20 protein-coding genes are annotated in these 25,278 nt (G+C 59.3%); 16 read left to right on the top strand and 4 right to left on the bottom strand.

What is annotated here, in order from left to right; translation table 11 throughout:
- Window positions 1-269 precede the first annotated feature (269 nt).
- From der to LBR61_11680, 4 genes are all read right to left on the bottom strand, one after another.
- On the bottom strand, window positions 270-1,586 hold the full coding sequence (gene der, locus LBR61_11695; protein MDR1732746.1) for a ribosome biogenesis GTPase Der: 1,317 nt from the start codon (window positions 1,584-1,586) through the stop codon (window positions 270-272).
- 4 nt (window positions 1,587-1,590) lie between these two features.
- The gene (locus LBR61_11690) at window positions 1,591-2,589 is read right to left on the bottom strand and encodes an asparaginase domain-containing protein (protein ID MDR1732745.1); all 999 of its coding nucleotides are present in this window, start codon (window positions 2,587-2,589) and stop codon (window positions 1,591-1,593) included.
- A 67-nt stretch (window positions 2,590-2,656) separates the two neighbouring features.
- Window positions 2,657-3,307: a lactate utilization protein gene (locus LBR61_11685; protein MDR1732744.1), complete on the bottom strand. Its 651-nt coding sequence runs from the start codon at window positions 3,305-3,307 to the stop codon at window positions 2,657-2,659.
- Window positions 3,308-3,438: 131 nt separating this feature from the next.
- The gene (locus LBR61_11680; protein MDR1732743.1) at window positions 3,439-5,214 is read right to left on the bottom strand and encodes a tetratricopeptide repeat protein; all 1,776 of its coding nucleotides are present in this window, start codon (window positions 5,212-5,214) and stop codon (window positions 3,439-3,441) included.
- 334 nt (window positions 5,215-5,548) lie between these two features.
- On the opposite strand from LBR61_11680, the gene LBR61_11675 reads away from it, so the two are divergent.
- The 16 genes from LBR61_11675 to LBR61_11600 all read left to right on the top strand — a co-directional run bounded on the left by LBR61_11675 (window position 5,549) and on the right by LBR61_11600 (window position 25,264).
- Window positions 5,549-6,205, top strand: a complete 657-nt coding sequence (locus LBR61_11675) for a histidine phosphatase family protein (protein MDR1732742.1) — start codon at window positions 5,549-5,551, stop codon at window positions 6,203-6,205.
- A 56-nt stretch (window positions 6,206-6,261) separates the two neighbouring features.
- Window positions 6,262-6,870, top strand: coding sequence for a sigma-70 family RNA polymerase sigma factor (locus LBR61_11670; GenBank protein ID MDR1732741.1), 609 nt, complete (start codon window positions 6,262-6,264; stop codon window positions 6,868-6,870).
- Window positions 6,871-7,026: 156 nt separating this feature from the next.
- Window positions 7,027-7,674 (top strand): hypothetical protein, encoded by a 648-nt coding sequence (locus LBR61_11665; GenBank protein MDR1732740.1) that lies wholly within the window; start codon window positions 7,027-7,029, stop codon window positions 7,672-7,674.
- Window positions 7,675-7,769: 95 nt separating this feature from the next.
- Window positions 7,770-9,464 (top strand): BamA/TamA family outer membrane protein, encoded by a 1,695-nt coding sequence (locus LBR61_11660; protein ID MDR1732739.1) that lies wholly within the window; start codon window positions 7,770-7,772, stop codon window positions 9,462-9,464.
- A 7-nt stretch (window positions 9,465-9,471) separates the two neighbouring features.
- Complete coding sequence (locus LBR61_11655; protein MDR1732738.1) at window positions 9,472-10,770, top strand: hypothetical protein; 1,299 nt, start codon at window positions 9,472-9,474, stop codon at window positions 10,768-10,770.
- A 91-nt stretch (window positions 10,771-10,861) separates the two neighbouring features.
- Window positions 10,862-11,884, top strand: coding sequence for a UDP-3-O-(3-hydroxymyristoyl)glucosamine N-acyltransferase (lpxD, locus tag LBR61_11650; GenBank protein ID MDR1732737.1), 1,023 nt, complete (start codon window positions 10,862-10,864; stop codon window positions 11,882-11,884).
- 118 nt (window positions 11,885-12,002) lie between these two features.
- Window positions 12,003-12,842 (top strand): UDP-3-O-acyl-N-acetylglucosamine deacetylase, encoded by an 840-nt coding sequence (locus LBR61_11645; GenBank protein MDR1732736.1) that lies wholly within the window; start codon window positions 12,003-12,005, stop codon window positions 12,840-12,842.
- A gap of 51 nt (window positions 12,843-12,893) precedes the next feature.
- Window positions 12,894-13,358 carry a 3-hydroxyacyl-ACP dehydratase FabZ gene (gene fabZ, locus LBR61_11640; GenBank protein MDR1732735.1) on the top strand — a complete coding sequence of 155 codons (465 nt, stop codon included), beginning with the start codon at window positions 12,894-12,896 and terminating at the stop codon, window positions 13,356-13,358.
- Window positions 13,355-14,179 carry an acyl-ACP--UDP-N-acetylglucosamine O-acyltransferase gene (gene lpxA / locus LBR61_11635; protein ID MDR1732734.1) on the top strand — a complete coding sequence of 275 codons (825 nt, stop codon included), beginning with the start codon at window positions 13,355-13,357 and terminating at the stop codon, window positions 14,177-14,179. Before fabZ ends, lpxA begins: the two co-directional genes overlap by 4 nt.
- Before the next feature lie 48 nt (window positions 14,180-14,227).
- Window positions 14,228-15,334, top strand: a complete 1,107-nt coding sequence (locus LBR61_11630; protein MDR1732733.1) for an LptF/LptG family permease — start codon at window positions 14,228-14,230, stop codon at window positions 15,332-15,334.
- A 48-nt stretch (window positions 15,335-15,382) separates the two neighbouring features.
- Window positions 15,383-16,210: a UDP-2,3-diacylglucosamine diphosphatase LpxI gene (gene lpxI / locus LBR61_11625; protein MDR1732732.1), complete on the top strand. Its 828-nt coding sequence runs from the start codon at window positions 15,383-15,385 to the stop codon at window positions 16,208-16,210.
- On the top strand, window positions 16,195-17,355 hold the full coding sequence (locus LBR61_11620) for a lipid-A-disaccharide synthase (GenBank protein ID MDR1732731.1): 1,161 nt from the start codon (window positions 16,195-16,197) through the stop codon (window positions 17,353-17,355). Before lpxI ends, LBR61_11620 begins: the two co-directional genes overlap by 16 nt.
- 72 nt (window positions 17,356-17,427) lie before the next feature.
- A complete protein-coding gene (locus tag LBR61_11615) occupies window positions 17,428-18,510 on the top strand; it encodes a hypothetical protein (GenBank protein ID MDR1732730.1) in 1,083 nt (360 codons plus the stop codon).
- Window positions 18,507-20,306, top strand: a complete 1,800-nt coding sequence (locus tag LBR61_11610) for an ABC transporter ATP-binding protein/permease (GenBank protein MDR1732729.1) — start codon at window positions 18,507-18,509, stop codon at window positions 20,304-20,306. The genes LBR61_11615 and LBR61_11610 overlap by 4 nt, the downstream gene beginning before the upstream one ends.
- Before the next feature lie 102 nt (window positions 20,307-20,408).
- On the top strand, window positions 20,409-22,670 hold the full coding sequence (gene lpxK, locus LBR61_11605) for a tetraacyldisaccharide 4'-kinase (GenBank protein ID MDR1732728.1): 2,262 nt from the start codon (window positions 20,409-20,411) through the stop codon (window positions 22,668-22,670).
- 65 nt (window positions 22,671-22,735) lie between these two features.
- Window positions 22,736-25,264: a response regulator gene (locus tag LBR61_11600; protein ID MDR1732727.1), complete on the top strand. Its 2,529-nt coding sequence runs from the start codon at window positions 22,736-22,738 to the stop codon at window positions 25,262-25,264.
- Window positions 25,265-25,278: the final 14 nt, after the last annotated feature.

Raw genomic sequence — 25,278 nt, 5'->3', positions numbered from 1 at the left:
TCGACATTGCGGGCGTCGATTTCTACAAGGAAGAATGGGGCGTCTGGGCCGCGGGAGCGTCCGCCTGGGGCGTGCGCACCTGCCTCGACTACGTAATGAACCTGAAGTGACACCGAATTTTCATAAATGTTCAAGGGGCTTAAGCGGAAAGGAAAATCGGTGGTGTTTTAGTTTTCTCAAACTGCGCACATGCAGCAGGTGTGACAGAGCCTTGACAATACAATAAAGGGGACGTCCAGTTCACCGGACAACGTCTCCGCCGAGCCAGGTTATTTTCCCTGTTCGTCCTTTCCCCGCCAGAAGGTTCGTATCGGACTGCCGCTAAAATTGCCGAGAGAGCGCAGTTCCTTGTGGATGTGGTTTTCGAAGGAGCTGTCTACGATGTTGGGATCGTTGACGAAAAAAACGAAGGTCGGCGGTTCCACATCGGACTGAAGACAGTAGTAAATCCGCAGCGATTTTCCCCGTTTGTTGGAGGGCAGACGGTCAAAGGCCAGAACGTCGCGCATCAGTCGATTCAGGAGGTTGGTCGGTATCCTGTGACGCCGGTTTTCGAAAACTTCGATTGCCGCCGGGGCGATTTTCCGGACCCCTCGGCCGTTCAGGGCGGAGGCGAAAAGAATGGGGGCCCAAGACAAAAAGGGCATGTCATCGCGGATTTTCTGGATCATCTTATCTCCGGCTCTGTCCTTCTGAGACAGGAGATCCCACTTATTCACCAGAAGAACAAGCCCGCGTCCCTTCTCCAGGACGTGGGTGGCGAGCTTCTTGTCAACGTCCGTGCAGGGCTCTTCAGCCTCCATGAGCAGCAGGGCCACGTCCGAGCGGTCGATGGCCGAAAGCGTCCGCACGAAAGAATAGTATTCGAGGTCCGAGTCCATGCGGCTCTTTTTGCGCAGTCCCGCCGTGTCGATCAGTCGGAAACGGCGTCCTTCCATAACAACGGAGGTATCCACCGGATCCCGGGTGGTTCCGGCGATGGGGCTGACCAGTGCGCGTTCTTCCTTCGCCAGTTTGTTCAGCAGGCTGGATTTGCCCACGTTGGGGCGTCCGACGATGGAGATGCGGATTTCGTCCTCGTCCCGGGTTTCCTCAACCTCGGGAAGTTTTTCCAGAATCAGGTCCAGAAGTTCGTCCAGGCTGCGCATGTGCAGGGCGCTGATCCCCAGCACGTCCTCGAAACCCAGCGCGTAGGCGTCGGCGATGCGAGGCTCGTGCTTCAGGTCGTCGATCTTGTTGACGGCGACGATCACGCTTTTTTTACTTCGTCTGAGAAGATGCGCCACCGCCTCGTCCGCCGGAGTGATCCCCACCGTCCCGTCCACGAGCATGACGGCCAGGTCGCACTCCGCGAGGGCCTGTTTCACATGGGACTCTATTCCCGCACTGAAGGAACTCTCCTCGCCTAAAATGCCTCCGGTGTCGATGGCGTAGAAGGAACGCCCCTTCCACTCGACCTCGCCGTAAAGGCGGTCGCGGGTCACGCCGGGCATGTCGTCGACGATGGCCTCCCGCCGTCCGATCAGCCGGTTGAAAAGAGAAGATTTCCCCGTATTGGGTCTGCCGATAATCGCTGCAACAGGCATTGATTTACTCGTCCAGCATCCAGGCGCGCAAATCCTGATCCGACAGCTCGGCGCCCAGCCCGAGAGCCAGACGAATACGCGCCTGCAGAGGCGTAAGGGTTCCCGCGCTGATGAGCTCCATCTCCAGAAGCCGTGAGGAAGAGCCCTCGAAATCCTGCCCCGCCTGAATGCGTCCGATGGGGCAGCGGGAGACCAGAACGACGGGCACTCCGGCGCGAATGACCTTCCGAAGCAGGGGAACCCAGGAGGGCGGAACGTCGCCGCCTCCGAAGGTGGAGAGCACCAGCCCGTCCAGTTCGGAGATGCGGCCCTCCAGAAGGGCGTTCAGGAGAAGATCGCCTCCGCCCAGGGAGGCCTCCAGAATTTCCACGTGACGGGCGGGGAGGGTGTCGATGTTCATGACTCTGCCGCTTCGGCGGGCGGAGCGAAGAATTTTCAGGTCTCCGCGTGGCTCGCAGAAACAGGCCAGAGGTCCGCAGGGGGGAGAAACGAAACTCGTATGGGTGTAGTTGGAGGTTTGCAGAAGGTCCACCGCGGCGTAAAGGCTGCTCTGAAGGCAGATCAGAGGCCCCTGACCCCAGCAGGACTGAGACGCCGCCGCCTGAACGGCCTGCTGCATGTACAGCTCCGTCTCGGCGCCCGGCATTCCCGCGTATCCGATGGAGGCCGTAAAAACGAGGGGCTGGGGGTAATTCCACACCAGGTCGGCAAAGTAGGCGACCTCCGTCAGAGCCTGAGTCCCCGCCGAAACGACGACGCCCTTCGAGCCCTCTTCAATCTGCTTTCCCGCCAGCTGAACCAGGTCGCTGCACATTCGCAGGGTGTAATGACTGATGGGCTGGCGGCTCCAGTCCACGATGAATACCTCTTCTCTCGTTTCCGGCGGGAACCAGGTCCGCAGTTCTTCCGCATCGACGGGAACCACTTCCGTCTCGGACGAGACGTGCTTGTAAATGATTTCGCCTCCCGCGAGGATCAGTGCGATTTTATCTCTGTTAGGCACATTGAACTCCTTCTCAGTGCCGGGTGGAGACCCTTCGGCCCACCCGGCGTTCTTTTTTGAAAATTGCTCAGTAACCCAGATTCTCCCCAACCATGATGACGTGGGTTTTACGCCCGTTGACGGGTCTTTCCAGTATCAGAAGCGCCCTGCAGACCCGTGACGGGGAATCGCAGTCCAGGCAGTATCCCGTTTGCAGACAGGGCGGGTTTTCGTTGAGCCGCAGGCTGTTGGGAATGCTGGCCGCGTGCACGCGGTCCAGAGCGGCCTCCAGACTGGGAACGACCTTGTTGACGCCGATGACGAAGATCAGGACGCCCCGCCCCCAGGCCATGCCGCTGACTCGATTTCCGTTGCCGTCGACGCTGACAATTTTCCCGTCACGGGTGATGGCGTTGGCGCTGGTCAGGAAGTAATCCGCGTGGTTTTCGTTGTCGAGAACCTGCATACGGGCCTCCGGCGTAAGCCCCGGCTGCCAGTGGTGGTAAATCGTGCAGCCCTGTTCCGCCAGCTTCTCCATCGCTCCGATTTCCCGAATCGTCACCGTCCCCGGCACTCCCACCGACGCTCCCGATGGAATCAGTTTCAGCACCTCCGCCAGAGCCGCCTCCTTCGTGGCGACGCTGACGGCTTCGTACCCCTTCTTCTGCAAAGCCTTCACCACGGCATTCGCCACAAGCTCCTGCCCCTTCAGCCGCGCGTTGCTCAATACATCCCCCATTTTCAGCCCCCCCTGTCAAAGTGAGTCAAAGTGAATGGAAGTAATTATAACGTATTCCCCGACGATGGTATTTTCCGATGGCGGAAGAAGGCGAACCAGAGCCTCCGGTCCCCGGAAGGCCGTTTCGGATGCTATTGGTCCGAAGCGGGCTTTTTGGTTTTGGAGGAACTGGTTTTGGAGGAGGGCTGGGGTTTCTTCCTCTGGGGCGATTTTTCCCTGAGAAGGGCCTCCAGACGGCTTTGCGCGTCGGCGTTGCCGGGGTCTTTTTCCAGGGCCCGTTCACAGGATTTGATCGCGCCGGCCAGATCTCCCAGTCCCTGACGGGCCTCCGCGAACCCCAGCCACGCCACGGCGTCGTCGCTGCGTATGGCGAGAGCCTCGGCAAACTTCTGGGAGGCCTCCGGGTAACGTCGCAGCTTCAGCGCTACGGTCCCCACCTGCAGGGCTTCCGTGTATTTTTGTTTCTTCGCGGCGGCGGCGGAGCTCTCTTCGGAAAGAGCCAGCAGCGCCGTCATCCGCGCTACGGATTCTCTGGCCTGATCGGAGGAAGGGCTGAGATCCAGAGCGTGACGATAGGCCTTCAGGGCGTCCTGAGACCTTCCCCGTTCCTCCAGCACGGCCCCCAGGGAGAACCAGGCGGTGAAGTTCGTGGTGTCCAGGAAGGTCGCCGATTCGAAATTTTGCTGGGCGCTTTCCCAGTCCTTCAGAAAAACGTAAAGCCTCCCTCTCTCGCAGAGCAGCCTGGCCCGGAAGGAGGAGGCGTCGAAGGGCAGAATCTCCAGTCCGGCGTGATAAAGATCGATGGCGAGCTCCGTCTGTCCCATTTTTTCGGCGGCCTGAGCCATGCCCACGACGGGTTCAACGCGGTTGGGATATTTTTCGGCCGTCTGCTTCCACGTGTCGAAGGCGGAGGAATAGTCCTCCGCGTCGTACAGGGTTTTTCCCTGCTCCATCAGAGTTTCCCAGGAGCTGCTCTGCAGATGCCGGACCAGGGCGAAAATCGTTCCTCCCAGAAGGACGACCACAACGCAGGCCGTCAGAAGAAACCAGAGAACGCCGTGAGACCGGCCGCGTTCGTTCTCCGGAAAAGAAGACGCTCCCCGTCTCATTGGCGGAAACCCCATCGCCCGGACGGCGGAACGCAGCGAACTCTCCCACCGGGACAGGGTTCTGCCCACAAAAACCGAAATTCCCGCCGCCCCGCTTCTCTCGGTGGTGTCATGGGTACGAATTTCATCATCATTTTGGTCATTCTTTCTGTCATATTCGTTTTCTTCTTTTTCGGAAGGGTTTTCTCCGGTCTCAGAGGGCTCGGAGGGAGACGGGAGCACCTCCTCTTCAGCGTCTTCCGGATTCGAGGAAACCCCGACGCCGTCAGTGCCGGAAGCGGGTTCTTCCTCCGGTTCCTTTTTTTCCGGCGCCGTTTCTTCCGCCGTGTTTTCCGTGTTTTCTTCCGGTTTCTCTTCCTTTGTTTCTTCTGTTTCTTCTGATATTGCCTCTGTTGTTTCTTCCGTTTCGGGCGCGCTCTCTTTTTCCGCTGTGATTTTCGCTTCGGCTTCGTTTCCGTTCTCCTCCGGAGTCGCCGGCTCCTCTTCGCGGGGTTCTTCTCCGTCCGGAAGGACCACCGGCAGGCTTTCGGGGGCCGGCGGGAAGGACGGCGCGGAGGGCAGAATGGAAGACGAACCGGAAGACGGAGTTTTTCCGGGGGATGATTCCTCGACTTCTTCGGAAGGCGTTTTTATAAAGGACAGCAAAGACGGCGCGGAAGCGAGAGGAGCTGCCGTCGGGGGCCGGTTCCCAGGCGGGGGCGATGGAAGGAGCGAAATAACGGGAAAATCCGGCCTCTCCGCAGCCGGCGGCAAAGGCCCTTTTTCTCCTTTCAGCCAACCCTCCAGATCTTTTCTCACACACAATCACCTCTAAAGAATGTCGTCCGTCTTTTGCGGAGATGTCATTTGCTGTCGGATTGTTCCCCTGCGCATCCTCTCCGGTTCGCAAAGAGTTTATCAAATTCGCAAAGAGTTTACCAAAGATGCGCCTTCGACTGCAACTTTTTCCTGACGGAAGGAATTTTGCTTCATGTTATAATTTCAAAATCTTAAAGGTTTGTTCTTTCCGTTTGTTCTTTTCCGGGGAGATTTCTTAACGAAAATTTCCTGACGAAAACGCAGGGCTGGAAAGCGCGAGACCGAAAAGTGTAAAAGGTGTAAGGGTGTAAAACTGAAGGGTGTGTTTGTCGTTTTGGCTTCGAACAGTTTTCGGAAACGTAAAATCCTGCTGGCCCGTCACGGGCAGACAGAGTGGAATGAGATCCGTCGTTTTCAGGGACGGACGGATATCCCCCTCAACGAGGAGGGACGGATTCAGGCTCGAAAGCTGGCGGAGCGCCTCGCGTCCTGGCCCGTGGACGTGGTGTATACGAGTCCTCTGGAGCGGGCTCTGCGCACGGCGGAAGCGGTGGCTGCCCGACATGGAAAGACCCCCGTCGTTCTGGACGGTTTTACCGAGATGAACTTCGGCTCCTGGGAGGGAGAAAGCATTCTGACCCTGAAGCGTCAGAATCCCCAGCCCCTGAAGGAGTGGTTTGCAGATCCCTTTTTCCGTCTTCCGGAAGGGGCGGAAACCTGGGAAGAGCTTCGCCTTCGCGTCGAGGGCGCGCTGCAGACCATCCTCAGCTCTCCCGAAGAGCACGCGGTCATCGTCTCTCACGGCGGAATCATACGGGCGCTGTTTGTCGTGCTCCTGAAGATGGACCCTCACAGCGTGTGGAATATCTCCGCCTCCAATTGCGCCATCAGCGGCATAGAAATTCGCGAATTTCAGAATCAGCTCATCTTTTCCAACGATGATCTTCATCTGCGGGATGTCCCCGAGGGCGTCGCGCTGCCCGTATGGTAAAATTAATCGATTAAGAACTTTAAAAATGAGTGTCGACCGGAGAGTGGGGGACGGGAATGGGCGATGATGGGATGCGAACGGAGGACGACCGGGGGATGACCCGCGAAGCGGAGCGGGCTCTGTGGGCGAGATGCCGCGAGGGCGACCCGGAGGCCCGGGAAGAGCTGATTGTCGCCTATCGTCCTCTGGTTTTCTGGCTGGCCCGGAAGCTGAAAATTTATCCCTCCCTTCGTCAGGACATCGTTCAGGAGGGGATGTTGGCGCTTATCGGCGCGGTGGACCGTTTCGACCCGGGTCGCGACATTCGTTTTTCCACCTACGCCTATTACCGGGTTCGGGGGCAGATGATCAACCTGCTGGAGCGATCTGAGCGCAGGACGCCCATTCCCATGGAAGACGAGTGGCTTTTTGCGGAAAAGGGCCTGTTGGTGGAGACTTCCGGCTCTTCCGACGACGAGTGGCTGGACGTCGCCGAGAGCATCGAGCGTCTTCAGGGGCGGGAGGCGGCTGTGGTTTCCGCGCTTTTTTTCGAGGGCAAGCATCCTCTGGAGGTCGCGGACGAACAAAAAATGGACGTTTCTCACGTCTACCGTCTGAGGCGCAGCGCGGTGTCCAAAATCCGGCGCTGGCTGGGGCTCGACGGCCCCTCGTCCGTTCCTGAGTGACGGTCGGGAACCGGAACGGAGTCTGAGGGTGGAAGTGAGGGCGGAAGGTTCATATCGTCGAAAATACCATAATACGTTCTTCTTCGGGGATAAAACTGACAGAGAACTGTGAAGGGAAAGTTTCTGTAAGTTTCTGTTGAGTTGGGGAGAAGATTGATGATGGAACGGCGTATCGTCGGAGTCATGCGGTGGTTGGAGCGTTGCCTGAAGGCCTGCCGGGCCGGGTCGCTGGAGAATGCGCTGATGGATATGGAGTGCGCCAGGGCCGATCTGGAGCACCTGCGGGACGAGGTATGGACGGCTCTTGAAGGGAAAAACCGCGGGAAAGGCTGCGGGGAGTTTTTTGCGCGGTTCGGGCGGGTGACGCTGGCGGCGCTGGCGATCGTCCTGCTGACCGGAACCCCCTTGGCGCAGCTTCAGGAAAATTCCGCGTCCCAGTCCCTGCCGAGCCTGCCGCCCCTGCCGATGGAGGGGTCTTTGCTGTCGACCCTGTCCGCGGGAACGGCGCCGGCCTTTTCCATTGAAAAGGCTTCCATCGAAAAAGCTGAAGAAAAAGCTGAAAAGGCTGAAAAAACGGAGGAGCAGGCCCGGAAAAAAACGCCGGAAACGACGTCTGAGGCCGTGAGCGCCATAACTGAAAAGCGGGGGACCACCCCGCGAAAAACGGGGACGGAAAGAAACGGGCCGGACAAAAACAGGACGAAAGAGGAAGTTTTTGTTTCTTACGAACGAATCCTCTCGCTGGTCCAGACCGGTGAAAGAGCTCTGAAAAACGAGCGGCCGGTCATCCCGATTGAGCGTTGAGCTTCATCACCGCGGATTTTGTGAAGGGAGAGATGGTTTACGTGAGGAGACGCTGTATTCGTAAGGCGATACCGCTCCTGTTTATATCGTGCGTCATGCTGTTTCTGACAGCGGGATCCTCCGCGGCGGAACCTCGGGTTGTTCGCGTGGGGGTTCGGGGAAACGAGCAGATCACGTCGAGCTACATTCTGGGGGTCGTGGAGACAAAACCCGGAGAGGAACTGAACAGGGATAAACTTCAGAAGGACATCGAATCGATTTACAACCAGGGTTTCTTTTCCTTTGTGGATGTGGATTTGAGCGCGGCGGAGGATGGGGTGGAGGTGCTCTACTCCGTCCGGGAGAATCCCATCGTCGAGGAAATCTTTTTTACGGGCAACACCGTGTACAGCGATGAAACTCTGATGAAAGAGGTTTTTACCCAGACGGGAAGCGTTTTCAACCGGGTGTTCTTCCGGAACGACCTGGATCGCATCCAGGATAAATATCACAAAGACGGATATGTCATGGTGCGCGTGGCGGACGTGAACATCCAGAACGGGCGCATCAACGTCCAGATTCTGGAGCCCCGCGTGGGACAGGTCATTATCCAGGGCAACAAAAAAACGAAGACGCACGTCATCCGGCGGGAGATCAAACTGCAGCCGGGAGACCTCTTCAACATCATCAAATTCCGGCATCAGCTGGGAAAACTCCAGTCCCTGGGTTACTTCGAGGACGTCAACGTGGGTTTCGACAACCCGGAGGGCCGAAACGACATGCTGGACGTCATCCTCACCGTCAAGGAAAAGAAAACCATCACCGTGGGGCTCAACGTGGGATATGGAACGGAAACGGGCATCAGCGGCGGAGTGAACGTCGCGGAAAGCAACTTCAACGGGCAGGGCTACATTCTGGACCTGGGCTTTGACGAAGGCGACGAAGCGCGTTACTGGGCCTCCTTCTCCAGCCCCTACATGGACCGCCGTACTTATGGCTGGCGCGTGGGGGTCACCTATTACGACTATATCGACCAGTTTTATTATCGCCGCAGTAAAAAACAGTTTGAATACGATGAAAAGAGTCTTTCCCTGTACGCCGGTTTAGGGAAAAAATTCGGACGCAGGGAGGAATGGAGCTGGTTTTTCACCCTGAACCGCCGGGATGTGGAATACAGCAACGTCCATGACGCCAAAGAGGATTATTACGACGACCTGACGATGTGGGGCGGCGTCAACCTGTCGGGAGAGCTGCAGTTCACCCTGGACAAACGGGATCCCTACCTTTCCTATTCGAAGGGCTGGGTGTGGGATCTGGCCCTTGAGCAGGCCGTTCGGGCCCTGGGAGGCGACTATGAGTATCTGAAGTACTGGGCGCAGCTGCGTTTTTATATGCCCCTCAACAGCATCCTGGACGGAGTCATCGACACGGACAGCATGTGGACGGAGGACAATCCCCTCATTTTCGCGGCTCGGGTTCGGGTGGGATCTTCCACCGCGGGAAATCTTCCGGCCTTCGCCCGTTACTCTCTGGGCGGCATGAACTCTCTGCGGGGTTATCACAGCCGAACCTTCGAGGGAAGGGATATTCTGCTGGGTAATTTCGAGCTGCGCGTTCCCGTGCAGAAGAATTTTTCGCTGGTGGCCTTTTATGACGTGGGCAACGCCGGGGACAATATGGACTGGGGCGAAACTTACGACAACTACGGTATCGGCCTGAGAGTCAAAACCCCGTTCGGCCAGATTCGTCTGGATTTTGCCACGGGCGGAGACGAGGACAGGACGTACTTTGGCTTCGGAGAGCTGTTTTAGGGACAGTTTGAAAGATCCGGCCCGCCCCGGAGCGAGACGATTTCACAGGGTTGCGGCGACGTTTTGTCTGACCGCAGCCCTCTTTTTTGCCGCGTTTCCCTGCGAGGCCCTGACGGTGGAGGGACTGCCGGACTGGCTGACGTCCCACGCCCTTCGGGGGCTGACCGCCGTCTGGGAGGAAATTCCCCCAATGGGGGGAGAGGCCCGTTTCGATACCCTGACGCTGGTGGCCCGACGACTGTTTATGGGGTACCGGGTGACGATTGGCCGGCCGGACGCGAAGGGCGAGCCCCGGGTTTTTTTCGAGGCTCAGGACGCCGTCGCCTGGGAGGTGCAGCTGGTTTCTCCGGATTTGAGGCCGCCGGCGTCCTCCTGGTTTGCCGACGACGAGGCGGGACTGAAAGAGGGCGTCGGGAAGCTCCTGGAGGGGTTGCCCGTGGACGCCCTGTCCTGGGCGGGGGAGGCTCTGCATGGGCGGATTGCCGCGCTGGTGGAGGCCCGTTTTCCGGGCTGGACTTTTTCGCTTCTCGTGCGCCTGGAGGACGGAAGAAGTGAAAATAAAAGCAGCGGTGAAAATAAAGGCAGGGGGATTCTGCAGCTTGCGCTTCGCCCCGATCAGCCGCTCGTTCTGGCGGTTATGCCTTCCATATATTCCTCGACGCTGCCCCTGATGTTCCAGTCGGATTTGTCGGCGCGGCTTCTGTCCGGGCTGTCGCCGATCATCGGTCTGCCCGTGCGGTGGATCGACCGGCACCGTGGCGAGGTGGAACTGCTGGTTCGGGATTTTCTGGAGGATCGCAACGCGGTTTCCAACACCCGATCTCAGGTGGAGGTCACCTTCGTGCCGGACCAGATTTCCCGTCTGGAGGCCGACGTCGAAAGCGAACGCTTCATCTTCCGGCTGTGGATGGCGGGCTACGCGGGTATGAAGGAGCGCTATCCCGAAGCGGGGGTGCTGCTGGGCTGGAACGCGAAACGGGATTTGGGAATCGATGTGGAATTTTACGGAGAACTGATTCTCGATGTGGGGGAACTGGAGCTCACCGGACGGCTGGGCGGCAGTATTCCCCTCTGGAAAAATTTTCGGGTTGGCCTTGAGGTCGAGTGGCCGGACGAGAGGGCCTGGTACCGCGTCGCCTGGACCTCGGCGCGAATCCGGCGGCCCTACGCCTGGTGGCGCTGGAACCCCACCCGGGGGCATAACGCGGCGCTGGGCTATCGTCTCACCGAGTACATTTCGATCGAACTTCACTACGACGACCGCTGGAACGACAGATTGGGCCTGAAGGGGATCCTGCTGCTGTAATTGTAAATCGTAAATTGTAAGATGAGTGAAGTCCCTGAACAGGTAAATAAGAGAGTAAATTAAGAATGAGGAATGGGGAATTGGAAGAACGATGCGAACGCGTATTGAGCTGAAACTTTCGGATTTGGCTGAAAAACTGGGAGTCTCTCTCGTGGGAAGGGGAGATACCCTGATCCACGGCGTGGGCTCCCCCGAAATGGGGAAATCCGATGTTCTGTGCGTCATCTGGGACGCGAAAAATCTGCCTCATCTGGGCGAAGACGTGCCCATCCTGGGGCGTCCCGAGTTTTTCGGGGACGGGCGTTCGGGGCTGTCCTGCGAAGACCCCAGAGGAAAGCTCCCCGCTGTCCTGACGATTTTTGAACCCCGCCGCCCTCTTCGCAGGGGCGTTCATCCTTCCGCAGCCGTGGCGGAGGACGCGCAGGTGGCGGAGGACGCCTGGGTGGGGCCCTGCTGCGTCGTCGCGTCGGGGTCTCGGGTGGAGTCGGGGGCCTGCCTCGTCTCCGGGGTTTGCCTTGAAGAGGACGTTTTTGTGGGGGCCCATACCGTCGTCGAGCCCAACGTGACCCTGATGCGGGGGACCCGGGTGGGGGCGAACTGCATTCTGCACGCGGGCTGCGCGCTGGGCTGCGACGGATTCGGTTTCATCCGGACCGAGTCGGGGCTGGTGAAGATTCCTCAGATTGGCAACGTCGTCCTGGAGGACAACGTGGAAATCGGAGCCTGCACCGCCATAGACAGGGGTACTGTAGGGGATACTGTTATAGGGTGGGGGACGAAAATCGACAACCACGTCCAGATCGGACACAACGTGCAGATCGGCAGAAACTGCATTATCTGCTCCATGAGCGGCGTTGCGGGGAGTTCCGTGGTGGAGGACGACGTGACGATTTCCCCCCAGGTGGGCGTCACCGATCACGTGCGTATTGGGCGGGGCGCTCTTTTAGGCGGACGTACCGGAGTGACGAACGATATTCCTGAAGGAGCCGTCGTCTCCGGCTTCCCTGCCCGGCCTCACAGCGAGGCACGGCGGGCGCTGGTTCTTTCGGCTCATCTGCCCGATCTTTATGAGCGCGTTCGGAAACTGGAACGCCGTGAAGAAAAGAAAAAGTGAAGGAGTGAAAAAAGAACGTGAGAGCGGAGAGAAGCAGAAAAAGGGCGTACTGAAGCCGTCAAAAGAAAATTGAAGAAGTATAGTAAGTAAGCAAACAAGTCAGGTAAAGGAAGAAAAAATGAACTATCGAAAGCTGACCGGGTCTCTTTCCTTCGAGGGAAAGGGCCTTCATTCGGGTGTTTTTTGCCGTGTCGTCATCGAGCCCTCCGACGGGGGACTGACCCTGAGCGCCGGGGGCGGCCCCGCGCTGCCTCTGTCCGGCCTGGGGCTGGAGGGCGGCGGGCGCGGTTCCGACCTCATTTTTCCGGACGGAAAGCGGGTGCGCACCTGTGAACATCTTCTGTCCGCGCTGACCGGCGCTGGAGTGTGGAGCGCGCAAATTTCCGTGACGGGGCCGGAGATGCCCGCCTTCGACGGCTGCGCGCTGGCGGTGGGACAGCGGGTTATGGAGACCTCCGTCCCCTGTGACGAGGGGCCGGAACCCTTCCGCATTCAGTCTCCCGTCTGCGCCGGAGACCTCTCCCGGTTCGTCGTTGCGATGCCCTCGCCGTCGTTTCACGTCACCTGCGTGGTCGACTACGAGGCGAAGGCCATAGGAACACAAATTTTGGACTGGGAGGGAACGCCGGAGGACTATCTGAAAATGATTGCCCCGGCCAGAACCTTCGCGCTGGAAGAGGACCTCGATGCCCTGAGAAAGGCCGGAATGGCTCTGGGCGGTTCTCTGGACAACGCGATTCTCGTGAAAAAAACGGGAATAGAGGCCTCCGGGGGACTGCGGTTTTCCGACGAGTTCGTCCGGCACAAAACCCTCGACCTCATCGGAGACCTCGCCAGTCTGGGAAGGCCCGTCGCCGCGCACGTGGTTGCGGTACGAGCGGGACACGTTCTGCATCTGCAGCTGGCAGAAAGGCTTCGCGCGCTGTTCACGCGGGGCGGGGGTCATATAAGCGACTGATTTAATAAATATAATAAAGATAATCAAGAAAATTCTGTGGAGGTCCCTGGTATGGATATTACGGAAATCATGAAAATGCTGCGCCACCGCTACCCCTTCCTGATGGTGGACCGCATTGTGGAGTACAGCGAAAACCACGTCGTAGGCTACAAAAACGTGACGATCAATGAACCCTTCTTTCAGGGACACTTCCCGGATGAACCGGTGATGCCGGGGGTCCTGATTCTGGAATCCATGGGACAGGTAGCGTCGATTCTGGTGGCGGTGCGTCTGGGTGACGTGCAGACGGGGATGATTGCGTTTCTGACGGGGGTTGACAAGGCGCGGTTTCGCAAGCCCGTCCGGCCCGGGGATCGCCTTCTGACCCATGCCGAACTGACGAAAGTGCGGGGATTCGTGGGCAAAGCCAAAGTGACGGGATACGTGGACGACGAAGTGGTGGCCGAGGGAGAGTTCAGCTTCATGGTCGCCCCGACCCTCAAAAGGGAAATCGGAGAGGAGGAGACGTCCGAATGAGTACCGCCATTCACCCCTCCGCCGTTGTTTCCTCCGGGGCGGAACTGGCCGACGACGTTGTCGTCGGTCCCTTCTGTCTCGTGGAAACGGGGGCGTCCATCGGCAGGGGGACGGTTCTGAAGGCCTACGTCAGCGTCCACGGAGAGGTTTCGATCGGAGAGAACTGTCAAATTTACGAGTACACCTCCATCGGAGGGGAGCCTCAGGACCATGGTTACAGGGGAGAACGTTCCCGGGTCCGCATCGGGAAGGGCAACGTCATCCGCGAAAACGTGACCATCAACCGGGCCACGGGCGAGGGATGCGAAACGGTGGTGGGAGACGAGTGTTTCATCATGGACGGCGTTCACCTCGCCCACAACGTGCGGCTGGGCAACAACATCACCATCGCCAACAAGGTAGGACTTTCCGGGTTCGTCTCCGTCGACGACCACACGGTGTTCGGCGGCATGGCGGGGGTTCATCAGTTCGTCCGCATCGGCAGTTACTGCATGATTGGCGGAATGTACCGGGTTTCCAAGGACGTTCCCCATTACACGCTGGCATCGGGAGAGCCCCTGCGCCTGACGGGACTGAACGCCGTGGGGCTGAAGCGGGCGGGTTTTTCCTCGGAGACCCGACGTCGCATCCGGGAGTTTTATCGCGAACTTTACAGCAGAGACAAACTTTTTACTCATTCTCTGAAGGATGCCATGGAGAAAAAGGACTCCTGGATACCTGAAATTCAGCGTATTCTGGACTTTTACAGGGACACGAAACGGGGCGTCACCTTCTGGGGAAGGAGCGGCCGGGACGAAGATCACGATGGAGAATCCCTCTGAATGGAGAGTCCCTCTGACACCGGCGGGCTTTGAACGGAAGCGTCGGCGATGAAATCCCTGCCAGGTCTGCGCACGCTGGATCGCCTCGTTTTGGGTGAGATGGCGGGACCTTTTATATTTGGAATACTCATTTTTACGATGATCTTCGTGGCGGGCGATCTGCTTTTCCAGGCGGCGCGGCTGGTCATCGAAAAAGGCGTCTCCCTCGGCGTGGTCGTGAGGCTGTTTCTGTATCGACTGCCGGGAGTCGTGGCTCTGACGCTTCCCATGTCCTGCCTTTTGGCGACTCTCCTGGGCATGACGAGGCTTTCGGCCAACAGCGAACTGGTGGCTCTGAAGTCTCTGGGGATTTCCTTCTACAGGATTCTGCGGCCCGTCATGGGAGCTTCTTTGCTGGTTGCGGCAGGGGCGCTGCTTTTCAATGAAACGGTGGTTCCTTTCGCCTCGGAGGCCGCCGACCGGCTGATGCGCTATGAAATTTTGAAAAATCAGGCGTCTGCTTTGCAGGAAAAGGTCTTTCTGCGGGATGAAAGCGGCGGAGAGCTGAAGCGCGTCCTCTACATCGACCGGCTGGACCCCGATGCGGGGCAAATGACGGGAATCATCGTCCATGAATTTGAAAATGGACGTCTGGTTCGCATGTCCAGGGCGGAAAGCGGAGTCTGGAGGGGCGGTGAATGGTGGCTGGAGGACGGGCAGGTGTTCGAGGTCTCCCCAAAAGGAGAGCTGCGCCTGCTGATTCGTTTCGACCGTCAGAAGCTGATGATTCGCCTCTCTCCGGAGCAGCTGCGGCGCAATTCCCGGCGTCCCATGGACATGAGCGCGCGGGAGCTGTGGACCTACATCGCGAACTCCGACGGAACCGGCATCAATCCCGCCTCGCTGTGGGTGCTGTTTCACCTGAAGCTGGCCGTCCCCTGGGCGTGCATCGTCATGGCCGTCGTGGGGGCCGCGTTCGGAGCCTCCCGTCAGGGGCGTTCCGGGTCCGGAATGAGCTTTGGAATCAGCATCGTCATCGTGTTTGCCTATTACGTGGTCATGTCGCTCTGCCGCGCCCTGGGCGAATCCCGGTACATGCCGCCTCTGCCGGCTGCCTGGGTTCCCAACATCGTTTTTCTGACGGTGGGACTTTTTTTCGCGAGGCGAGTGGATTGATATCTGGATTGATACCTGGACTGACGCCTGATTGGGTTGGGGTTGGACATGAATGAAACGGTTATAAAAAGAACAAAGACGGGACTTATCGCGGGAGAGGGCGCTCTGCCCGTGGAGATCGCCAGGCGTCTGACGGAGCTGGGGGACGTTCCGGTGGTTTTTACGCTGCGGCAGGATCCGGACGCCTTTCGGGGCATTGCCGACCCTCTGGTGCGACTGCGCTATCCCAGTCTGAGCCGTCTGCTGAAGGAAATCCGGCGTCATGACGTGGGAAGCGTCGTGCTGGCCGGTCGGGTTTCCAAAAAACTGATCTACGCTCCGGCGCTCTTCGACCCGCTCTTTCTCAGGCTCATCGCGAAAAGCGCCAGGGACGACCATTCCCTTTTGGCGGCGGTGGTATCGACCTTCGAGGAAGCGGGGATTTCCGTGCTGCCCTATCGTGACATTCTTCCGGAGTTTCTGGCGCCGGAGGGGCAGCTGGGGCATCGTCCCCCTACGGAGGAGGAACGGCGGGATTTTGAGTACGGCGTTTCCATTCTGAAGGTCACTCTGCCCTGCTCGTTCGGACAGGCTCTGGTGGTGGCCGGTCAGGCCGTCGTGGCGCTGGAGGCGCTGGAGGGCACGGACGCCATGATCGAGAGGGCGGGAAACTTGGTTCGCAGGGGCGTCCTTGTCAAAATGATGCGGGTCGATCAGGATTTCCGGTACGACCTGCCCACGGTGGGGCCCCAAACGATAGAAAATATGGCCCGGGCGGGGCTGACCTGCCTTGCGGTGGAGGCCCGCCGGACTCTGATTATCGACGCCGAAGCCGTTTTTGCCGGAGCCCGTCGCCACAACATCGCTTTTTGGGGGCTGCCATGCCAGACGACCTGAGAGACCTGTCGGTATTCCTGAGCTGCGGGGAGGTCAGCGGGGACCTTTACGCGTCGGACCTGACCCGGGAGCTTCTGAAGCGTGTTCCGGCTCTGAAAAACCGCGTCTGGGGCATGATGGGGCCCCTCACCGTGGCGGCGGGCGGACTTGCCGTCTGGAGTTACGAGGAGCTGAAGCTCATGGGCTTCGCGGAGGTCATCCCCGCCGTTCCCCGTATTTTTGGGCTGCGTAACCGCATGGTTCGAGAGATTCTGTCCCGAAACCCCTCGGTGGTGGTGGTGGTGGACAGTCCCGATTTTCATTTCTTTCTCGTCAAAAAACTCAGAAAATCCGGCTACAAAGGGCTCGCGGTCTTTCTGGTCACTCCCACGGTATGGGCCTGGCGCAGCGGAAGAACGAAACTGCTGCGGGATTATTTCGATCTTTGTCTGCCGCTTTTTTCCTTTGAACAGGAATATCTGACCCAACGGGGGGTTCGTTCCATGTGGGCAGCTCATCCCCTGGCCGAAACTCTGGAGAATTTTCAGGCTCCGGAGGAACTGTCCGCCCGTTACCGTGGAGAGCGGGTCATCGCGCTGATGCCCGGAAGCCGGGGATATGACATTCGTTATCATCTGACTCAGCTCATTGGAACGGCGGAGCTTCTGAAGCGGGAGGGCTGGCTTCCCGTGTTCTCCGTTGCCCCGGGGCTTTCCGCGGCCCTGCAGAGGGAGCTGCGGGAGCGCACCGAGGGATATGAAAACTGGGACGGAGAGGGACGGGCCCTGATGAAAATCGCTCTCGCCGTGGCCGGAGTCAGCGGGACGGTGGCGGTGGAGGCCATGCTTCTGCGCCGCTTCATGGTGGTCATCTACAACGGAAGCGGCCTGTCCTGGCTCATCGCTCGGGCTCTCGTCCACATTCCCTGGATATCGATGCCCAACTATCTGACCGATGAACCCGTCTATCCCGAAATTCTGAAGGACGCGATCACGCCGGAACGGATCCTGAGCGAACTCCACAGGTACCTGGACGACCCGGTGCGCAGGGCGGCGGTGGATCGCTCTCTGGAGAAAGCCCGGGCCGCCATGGGAAACGTTCGCGCGGCCGTTTTCTGGGCGGATTCCATTTTAAGCGCCCTGAGCGGCGTCCGCGTTGGCCTTTGATTTCGATTTGGTATAAAATTATACGAATCAGGTTTGCAATGGGGGGAGGAACCCTTACCCAGGGGAGAAACGTTGAAAATTTCGATTTTGACGAACGGGCCCGGAGAGCTTTGGGACTGGGTTCGTCCCGTTTCCGTGGAGCTTCGCAAACGAGGACATTCCATTTCGCTGTGGCTGCTTTCCTGTCCCTACGCATCGGGCAGTGAGCGGCAGGTGGCCTCCGGCCTGGGGGTGGACAAACTGGAAGGGCCTCTGGACGGGATTCACATGTGGAACGCCCTCGGACAGGAAAAAACGGACTGCGTGCTGCAGCTCGGCGGAGACCTGATATTCGGCCGGCATTTGGCGAAACGGGCGGCCGCGCCGCTGTTTTGCTACGCCTACGCCCCCAAAAAAGGAATGGAACACGCCCGATGTTTCACGGCGTGGCCCAAAATGGCTCTGCAAATGCCGAAGGCCCGGGTCATTGGAGATCTGGTGCGGGACGCTCTGGCCCTGGACACGGGGACGTTGTCTTGGGGGCAAAGGGAGAGCCGGCGTCTTCTGCTGTTCCCCGGAAGCCGCCCCGCCATCCGCCAGATGGCCCTGCCCTGGATGGCCCTCCTGGCGGGACAGGTGAAACTCGCCCTGCCCGACGTGGAAATCGGAACGCTTTTTTCCCCCTTTGTCCATGACGAAGAACTTCCGCTCTGGCGGGAGGCCGGCCTCAACCCCATCCAGATCGGAGCGGGCGTGGCGATGCGGTCCGCGGACTACGCCCTGACCCAGCCGGGAACGAATACCCTGGAGATGATGCACTGCGGCCTTCCCGCGCTTATTGCCGCGCCGGACCAGTTTCTGGAGGCCGTTCCCCTGGGAGGACTTCGGGGTATGCTGGCATCTCTGCCCCTGATGGGGAGCGCGATTCGCCGGCGGGGACTGGAGCGACTGCTCGACCGCTACGAGGGATTCATGTCCTGGCCCAACCGCCTGGCGGGCCGGATGGTGATGGATGAGATGAAGGGGGACCTTTCCCCTCAGAAACTCGCCGACCGGGTCGTGTCCGCCCTGAAGGACGAGGGCAGACGAGCCCGGGCGCGGGAGGAACTTCTGGCTCTTTCCGGGCCGGCAGGGGCGGCTTTTCGCCTCGCGGAAGCGATGGAGGCCGCGGTGTGAGCGCTTCCGCTTTACACAAAGGCGTGGTTTTCCGCCTTTTGAGCTATGCTTTGCCTTATTTTCGGATTTTTCTGGCGGCTATATTTTTCATGGTTCTTGCCTCCTGTCTGAACGTCCTTCCTCCCTGGCTGTTCAAAAGCGTCGTGGACGACGTTCTGATTTCCAAAGACAGCACGGCGCTGAATTTACTCTGTGTGGGGGTCGTCGTGATTTTCGTCCTGAAGGGGGCGGCGCTCTACTGGCAGCAGTGTCTCATGAACCAGGTGGGGCAGCGGGTGGTGATGGACATGCGGGTGGCGCTTTACGACCACATGCAGCACATGTCTTTGCGCTACATTCACGCTTCCCGGGTGGGGGAGCTGATGAGCCGCATCACCGGCGACGTGGCCACCCTGCAGAGCCTGGTCACCAGCACCTTCGTCAATCTGGTGGTCAACGGCGTGACCTTTGTGGGGATGCTGGGGTTCATCTTTTTCATCAACTGGCGTCTGACCCTGATCACGATCACCGTTCTCCCCCTGGTGGCCTGGCTGCTGACCTTCGCTTCCCGGCGTCTGCGGGCCGCGGGGCATCGGGTGCAGGAGCGGCTGGCCAACCTGACGGCCATTGTGCAGGAGGCCTTTTCCGCCATCCGGATCGTCCGGTCTTTCGCCACGGAGGAGCTGGAGCTGGACCGTTTTCGCAAGGGCAACGTGGAGAACTTCGAGGCTCTGCTTCGGGCCGTTCGGATTCAGGCGATGTTCGCCGGAATTATAGAGGTTTTTCTGATCATGGCCCTGGCGGTGGTTTTCTGGTTTGGAGGCGGCGACGTCCTGCGGGGCGAGCTGACCCCCGGCGAACTGGTGGCCTTTATCGGATATATCGCCTTTATGGTGCAGCCGATTCGGGTTTTCATGAACAGCCTGAACTCCCTTCAGACGGGACTGGCGGCGGGGGAGCGCATTTTTGCCGTTCTGGACACGCCCACGGAGGTTACGGCGGGGGCCACTCGGGATCCCGGTCGTATCAGGGGTCGAGTCACCTTCGAAAACGTGTTTTTTTCCTACGTCGAAGGGCAGGAGGTTCTGCGGGGCATCAATCTTGAGGTCAAAGAGGGCGAAAAGATCGCCATTGTGGGGCCTACCGGCTCGGGAAAATCGACCCTCGTGGATCTTATCCCCCGTTTTTACGATCCCGTATCCGGACGGGTCCTGATCGACGGACAGGACGTGTCGGAGCTTCTGCTGCCCGCTCTGAGGCGGCAGATCGGAATCGTCCCCCAGGAGTCGATCCTGATGAAGGGGTCCATGGCCTTCAACATCGCCTACGGTCTGCCGGAGCTGGCGGACGGGTCCGCCGCCTCTATGGAGGTTGTTCGAAGCGCGGCGAGGGCGGCTGGCATCGATGATTTCATCATGAACCTCCCCGACGGATACGAAGCGGAGGTGGGAGAACGGGGAGTCACCCTGTCCGGAGGGCAGCGCCAGAGGATTGCCATTGCCCGGGCCGTGGTTCGGGACCCCCGAATCCTGATTCTGGACGAAGCCACCTCCTCTCTGGATCTCGAAGTGGAACGTCAGGTGCAGGAGGCCATGAACCGCGCCATGGCCGGGCGAACCTCCTTTGTCATCGCCCATCGCCTCTCCACCGTTCGGGGGGCCGACCGCATTCTGGTGCTGGACAGGGGCCGCATCGCTCAGGAGGGCACTCACGACTCTCTGCTTTCCGCCGGGGGCCTTTACGCCCGCCTTTATCATCTGCAGTTCGAGCCCCGTTCCCGAATTTCCGATCCGGAAGAGTCGGAAATTTCCGCTTAACCGTTTCAGCTATAAAAAATTTTAACGATGAAAATTTTCTCTCTAAAATTCTCTCCGAAAATTGTCGCACTGAAAATTTTTACCCGTCTGACGTCGAGCTACATGAGTTTTGTTCGGGGGACGGGCAAGAGCGTCAGGGAGGGAAAACGTTTTTTTTCGCTCTGGCTGCCCATTGTTCCCGCGTCCTGGCTGGCGGCGGCGTGGATCGGTCTGGTGGATTTTCTGTTCCGGCACGGACTGGAGCGGATTCAGACCCCGTCCATACCCGTGATCAGCGTGGGGAACATCAGCTACGGCGGAACCAACAAAACCCCCTTCGTGGAGACCCTCTGCCGAAAGATGCGGGAAAAGGGCGTGGCGGTGGGGATCGTCAGCCGGGGTTACGGCGGCGCCAACGCCAGCGTCCTGGTGTTCGAGGAGGGGTTGTCGGACCGGCGGATCGTGGGGGATGAGCCGCTGCTCCTGTCCGCCCGCCTGCCCGACGTGCCTCTGGCGGTGTCCCGGGAGCGGCTGCAGGGCGTGAGGGAACTGGAACGGCGGGGCATCGAGCTGGTCATCGCGGACGATGCCTTCCAGCATCGGCGGATGGGACGGGATGTGGACATCGTGCTGGTGGACGCGGCCTGCCCCTTTGGAAACGGGCTTCTCATTCCCGCCGGTATTCTGCGGGAACGGCCCGAAAAACTGAGCCGCGCCCACATCGTCGTTCTCACCAAGGTCGAGGAGGTCAGCCCGGAGGCTCTGGCCGCCCTTCGCATGAAAATCTCCGAATACGTCCCCTCCGATCATATTTTTTCCGCGCGGCTGGTGGTTACCGAGTGGGTGACCTGGGACGGGCAGCGTTTTCTTCCCTGCGCCGCTCCGTCCGAGGGGCGTGGAGTCGCGGCTTTCTCCGCCATCGGCAGTCCGGACAGCTTCGTGTTCTCCCTGAAACAGGAGGGCGTGAAGGTCCGCGCCGAGCGTCATTTTCGGGACCACCATCGCTATACGGCCGCCGACATGGAGGAGCTTGTCCGCCTTGCCCGTCAGCGGGGCGCGGAGTTTCTCTCCTGCACCGAGAAGGACGTTTACAACCTTCCCTGCTCCTGGAAGCCGCCCATTCCTCTCGTGGTCCCACGGGTAGCGACGCTTCCGGAGGAGCCGGAGCGGTTTTATGACGCGTTGTTCGACTGCCTGCGCCCTCGGCTGGTGGTGGCCTCCAACGGATACGGAGAGGATGCCATCGGAGTGCTGGCGGCGAAAAAACTGAGGGACGCGTTTCCCGGCGCCGAGATTTTGGCCTTCCCGCTGGTGGGAACCGGAGAGCCCTACAAGGCCGCCGGTTTTGCCGTGGAATCCACGCCTTCCGTAACGCCGTCGGGGGGCGTCCTGAAATACCGTCTGAGGGACCTGTGGGGAGACATTCGCGCCGGACTGCCGGGGCACATCCGCAAACAGCAGAGGGACTGGAGCAAGATCTCCCGGGTGGTTCACACGCCTCTGTGCGTGGGGGACGTCTATTTGCTGCTGCACACCCTTTGGGGCCAGGGGCGGGCGCCGCTTTTCGTCGCGACGGCCAAAACGGTTCACCTCAGCGGTCACTGGCGGCTGGAGCGCCTGATCATCCGGCACTGTACCCTTCGGACCTGGACCCGGGACCGGGGAACCGCCGATCAGCTCGCCGCCTTTGGCGCGGACGCGGTTTATGCGGGAAACCCCATCATGGACCTTCTGGATCCCGTTCCCGACCTCTCTCCCGGGGCTTTCGGCCCTTCCCCCCGGGTCATGCTTCTGCCTGGAAGCCGCCCCCGAGCCTATGAGGACGTAAAACTGCTTCTGGACGCCGTGGAGGAACTTCAATCGCGTATTTCCTGTGAGTACGTCATGGTTCTGGCCCCCACTATCGATGTTTCCCGTCTGCTGCAGTCCTGCGAGGGATGGGAAACCGTCGAAGAGGCCGGAGAGCGGAGCCTCTCGAAAAACGGGACCCGCATTCGTCTCCATCAAGGCGGCGTTTCCACGGCGGCGTCGGGGGTTTCTCTGCTGATGGGGCTGGGGGGCACGGCCAATCAGCTCTGCGCCGGCATGGGCATTCCCGTGCTGTCCATCGACGAGAAGGGCAAACGCGTCCAGAAAAAACTTCTGGGGGACGCCGAAATTCTGGTGGAACCCCTGCCCGATGCGTTGGCCGCCCAGGCCTTCGCCATTCTGTCGGACCCGGCCCTTCACAAAAAAATGAGTGACGCCGGGCGTTCCCGCATGGGAGAGCCGGGGGCCCTGGACGACGTTGTCCGTTACGCCGCCGAAACCCTCGGGTGGAAAAAACGCTGCGCGCTGTACGATCGTCTCTCTTCAAATAATCGCATCCTAAGTTCTGAAAAATAGTGTATACTGCCCAAGGTATGTCCTCGTAAAAATTACAAATATTCTAATTCGTTAGAGAGGGCAGCATGCGGCGATACCTGGGCAACAGTGCCGGAGATTGTGTGGACGGTACTCAAATTACCAAAGAAATGCTCCAAAGACAGCTTGAAGAGCAAAAGCTCATGTCGGCGCTGTCGATGATTTTTATTTCCACTCGGAATATGGGAGAGCTCATTAAAAGCGCGCTGCGCATGGCAGGGGAGTACCTGGGCGTGACGCGGATCGTCATCGGCGTGCCGGATTTCAATAAGGGAGTCACGCGTCCCGGCTGGTCCTGGAGCGCTTCTCCGGATCTGCAGCCGGCCCCGGAAAATGACGACATTGGCACGATGATCCTCCGGAGTTTTCCGGAGTACGCCTCCGGGAGCGCGGCGCCCTGCGTATACTGCAGCGATGTGGAAAACGACGAACGATACTCCATCATGGCAAAGGTCAACGTCCACTCCTTCATTTGGTCGCCGCTGTACGTCTCGGGAAAAATATGGGGAATCCTCAGCATCGAGGACTGTACGACGCCCCGCGTCTGGAGCGAGGGGGAAATCCGGCTCGTCTCCCTTGTGGGGGAGGTCATCACGGGAGCTGTGGAGCGGAGCGTCATGGAGGAAAAACTCGTGCATCTGTCCTCCATCGTGGAAAACTCCCCTCAGTTCATCTGTTATCTCGCTCCGGACGGCAGGCTCGAATACGTCAACGAAGGGGCTGCGGCTCTTTCCGGCTACTCCAGCGAGGAAATTCTCGCCGCCGGACTCAGCCTCTGTTTCGACGCGGAAACTCTGGCGAACCTGACGGGTCTGCAGGCCGACTTCGAGGCCGCCGGGGATGAGAGCCGCAGAAAGGTCGTCGCCTCCCTGCGGGATCGAAACGGGGATATTCATACCCTCATCCTGTACGTCTTTTCCGTGGGGGGACGGAGTTTTGGCGTCATTGGGCTTGACGTCACCGAGCAGGCGCGGCTTCAGCGGCAGCTCGTGGAGGCCAGAAACCAGGCGGAGCAGTCGAGTTCCGCCAAAAGCGAGTTCCTCTCGCGCATGTCCCACGAGATGCGCACGCCGATGAACGCCATTATCGGAATGTCCCACATCGCCGCCACGTCGCCGGATTTGGAGCGCAAGAACTACTGCCTCACAAGGATCGACGAAGCGTCGAAGCACCTTTTGGGGATCATCAACGACGTTCTCGACATGTCCAAAATCGAGGCGGGCAAACTGGAAATGGCGCTGACCGAGTTCAGCCTTGAAAAGATGATCCAGCGGGTGACGGATGTCGTCATTTTCCGCATGGAAGAAAAGGAAATCGACTTCAATGTGAGCTTCGCGCCGAATCTGCCTCTCGTGATCATCTCCGACGATCAGCGCCTCGCTCAGGTCGTCACCAATCTGTTCTCCAACGCGATCAAGTTCACCCCGCAGAATGGAGCGATTTCCCTGTCCGTACGCCTCGTGGAGGAAAATTCCAGCGGGCTCTGCAAAGTGGAGTTCAAAGTGACCGACACCGGGATTGGAGTTTCTCCCGAAAACCAGAAAAAACTGTTTCAGTCCTTCGAGCAGGCCGACGGAGGCATTTCCCGCAAATACGGCGGGACGGGGCTGGGGCTCTCCATATCGAAGCGCATCGTGGAGCTGCTGGGGGGCGAAATCTGGATTGAAAGCGAAGAGGGGCGGGGTTCGAGCTTTATTTTTTACGTCATGGTTCTGCGGGGAGACGAAAGCGCGGATCCTCCCGCCGCGCCTCGCTTTGCCAAAGAGAATCTGAGGGTTCTCGTGGTGGACGATTCGGAGAGATCGCTGAAATGTTTTTCCTCCCTCGCCGAGGGGCTGGGCATCGTCTGCGACGTCGCGAAAAGCACGGAGGAAGCCTGCCGCGTTCTTGACGAAGAGGGCGAGAGGGCTTTTTCCCTTGTTTTCGTGGACTGGCACATGCCCGACGGGGACGGCGCGGAGCGGGTCCGTATCCTGAAGGAGCGTCATGGAAGAAAAAACGTCGTCGTCATGGCATCGGGCTCCGAATGGGGGAACATCAGGACCGAGGCGGAAAACGCCGGGGCCGGAGCTTTTCTCCCAAAGCCGTTTTTCCCCTCGAACCTGGTGAATTGCATCGAAGAATATCTTGGAAGAACGAAAGTTTCAGACGCCCAAACCGAGCCGGAGGAGGCTCTGGAGGGTTGTTTCGAGGGCCGTCGCATTCTGCTGGCCGAGGACGTGGAGATCAATCAGGAGATTGTCATCGCTCTGCTGGAGGAAACTCGGGTTGACATCGAACCCGTTCAGAACGGTCTGGAGGCTGTAGAGGCCTTCAAAAAGAACCCGGAGAAGTACGACCTCATCCTCATGGACATTCACATGCCCGAAATGGACGGCTATCAGGCGACCCGAACCATTCGCTCCCTCGGCATACCCCGAGCCGCGGAAATTCCCGTGGTGGCCATGACCGCCAACGTGTTTCGAGAGGACGTGGAACGCTGTCTGGCCGCCGGAATGAACGATCATATCGGCAAACCCATCGACATAAACGAAATCATAAAAAAATTGAAACATTGGTTGCAGCGAAGTGAATGACGAGAGGGTTTTGT

It is taken from the genome of Synergistaceae bacterium (assembly GCA_031272035.1).
Taxonomy (GTDB): domain Bacteria; phylum Synergistota; class Synergistia; order Synergistales; family Aminobacteriaceae; genus JAISSA01.
Note: the sequence above shows the minus strand (reverse complement) of the source record. Positions and strands in the feature narration are given on the sequence as shown.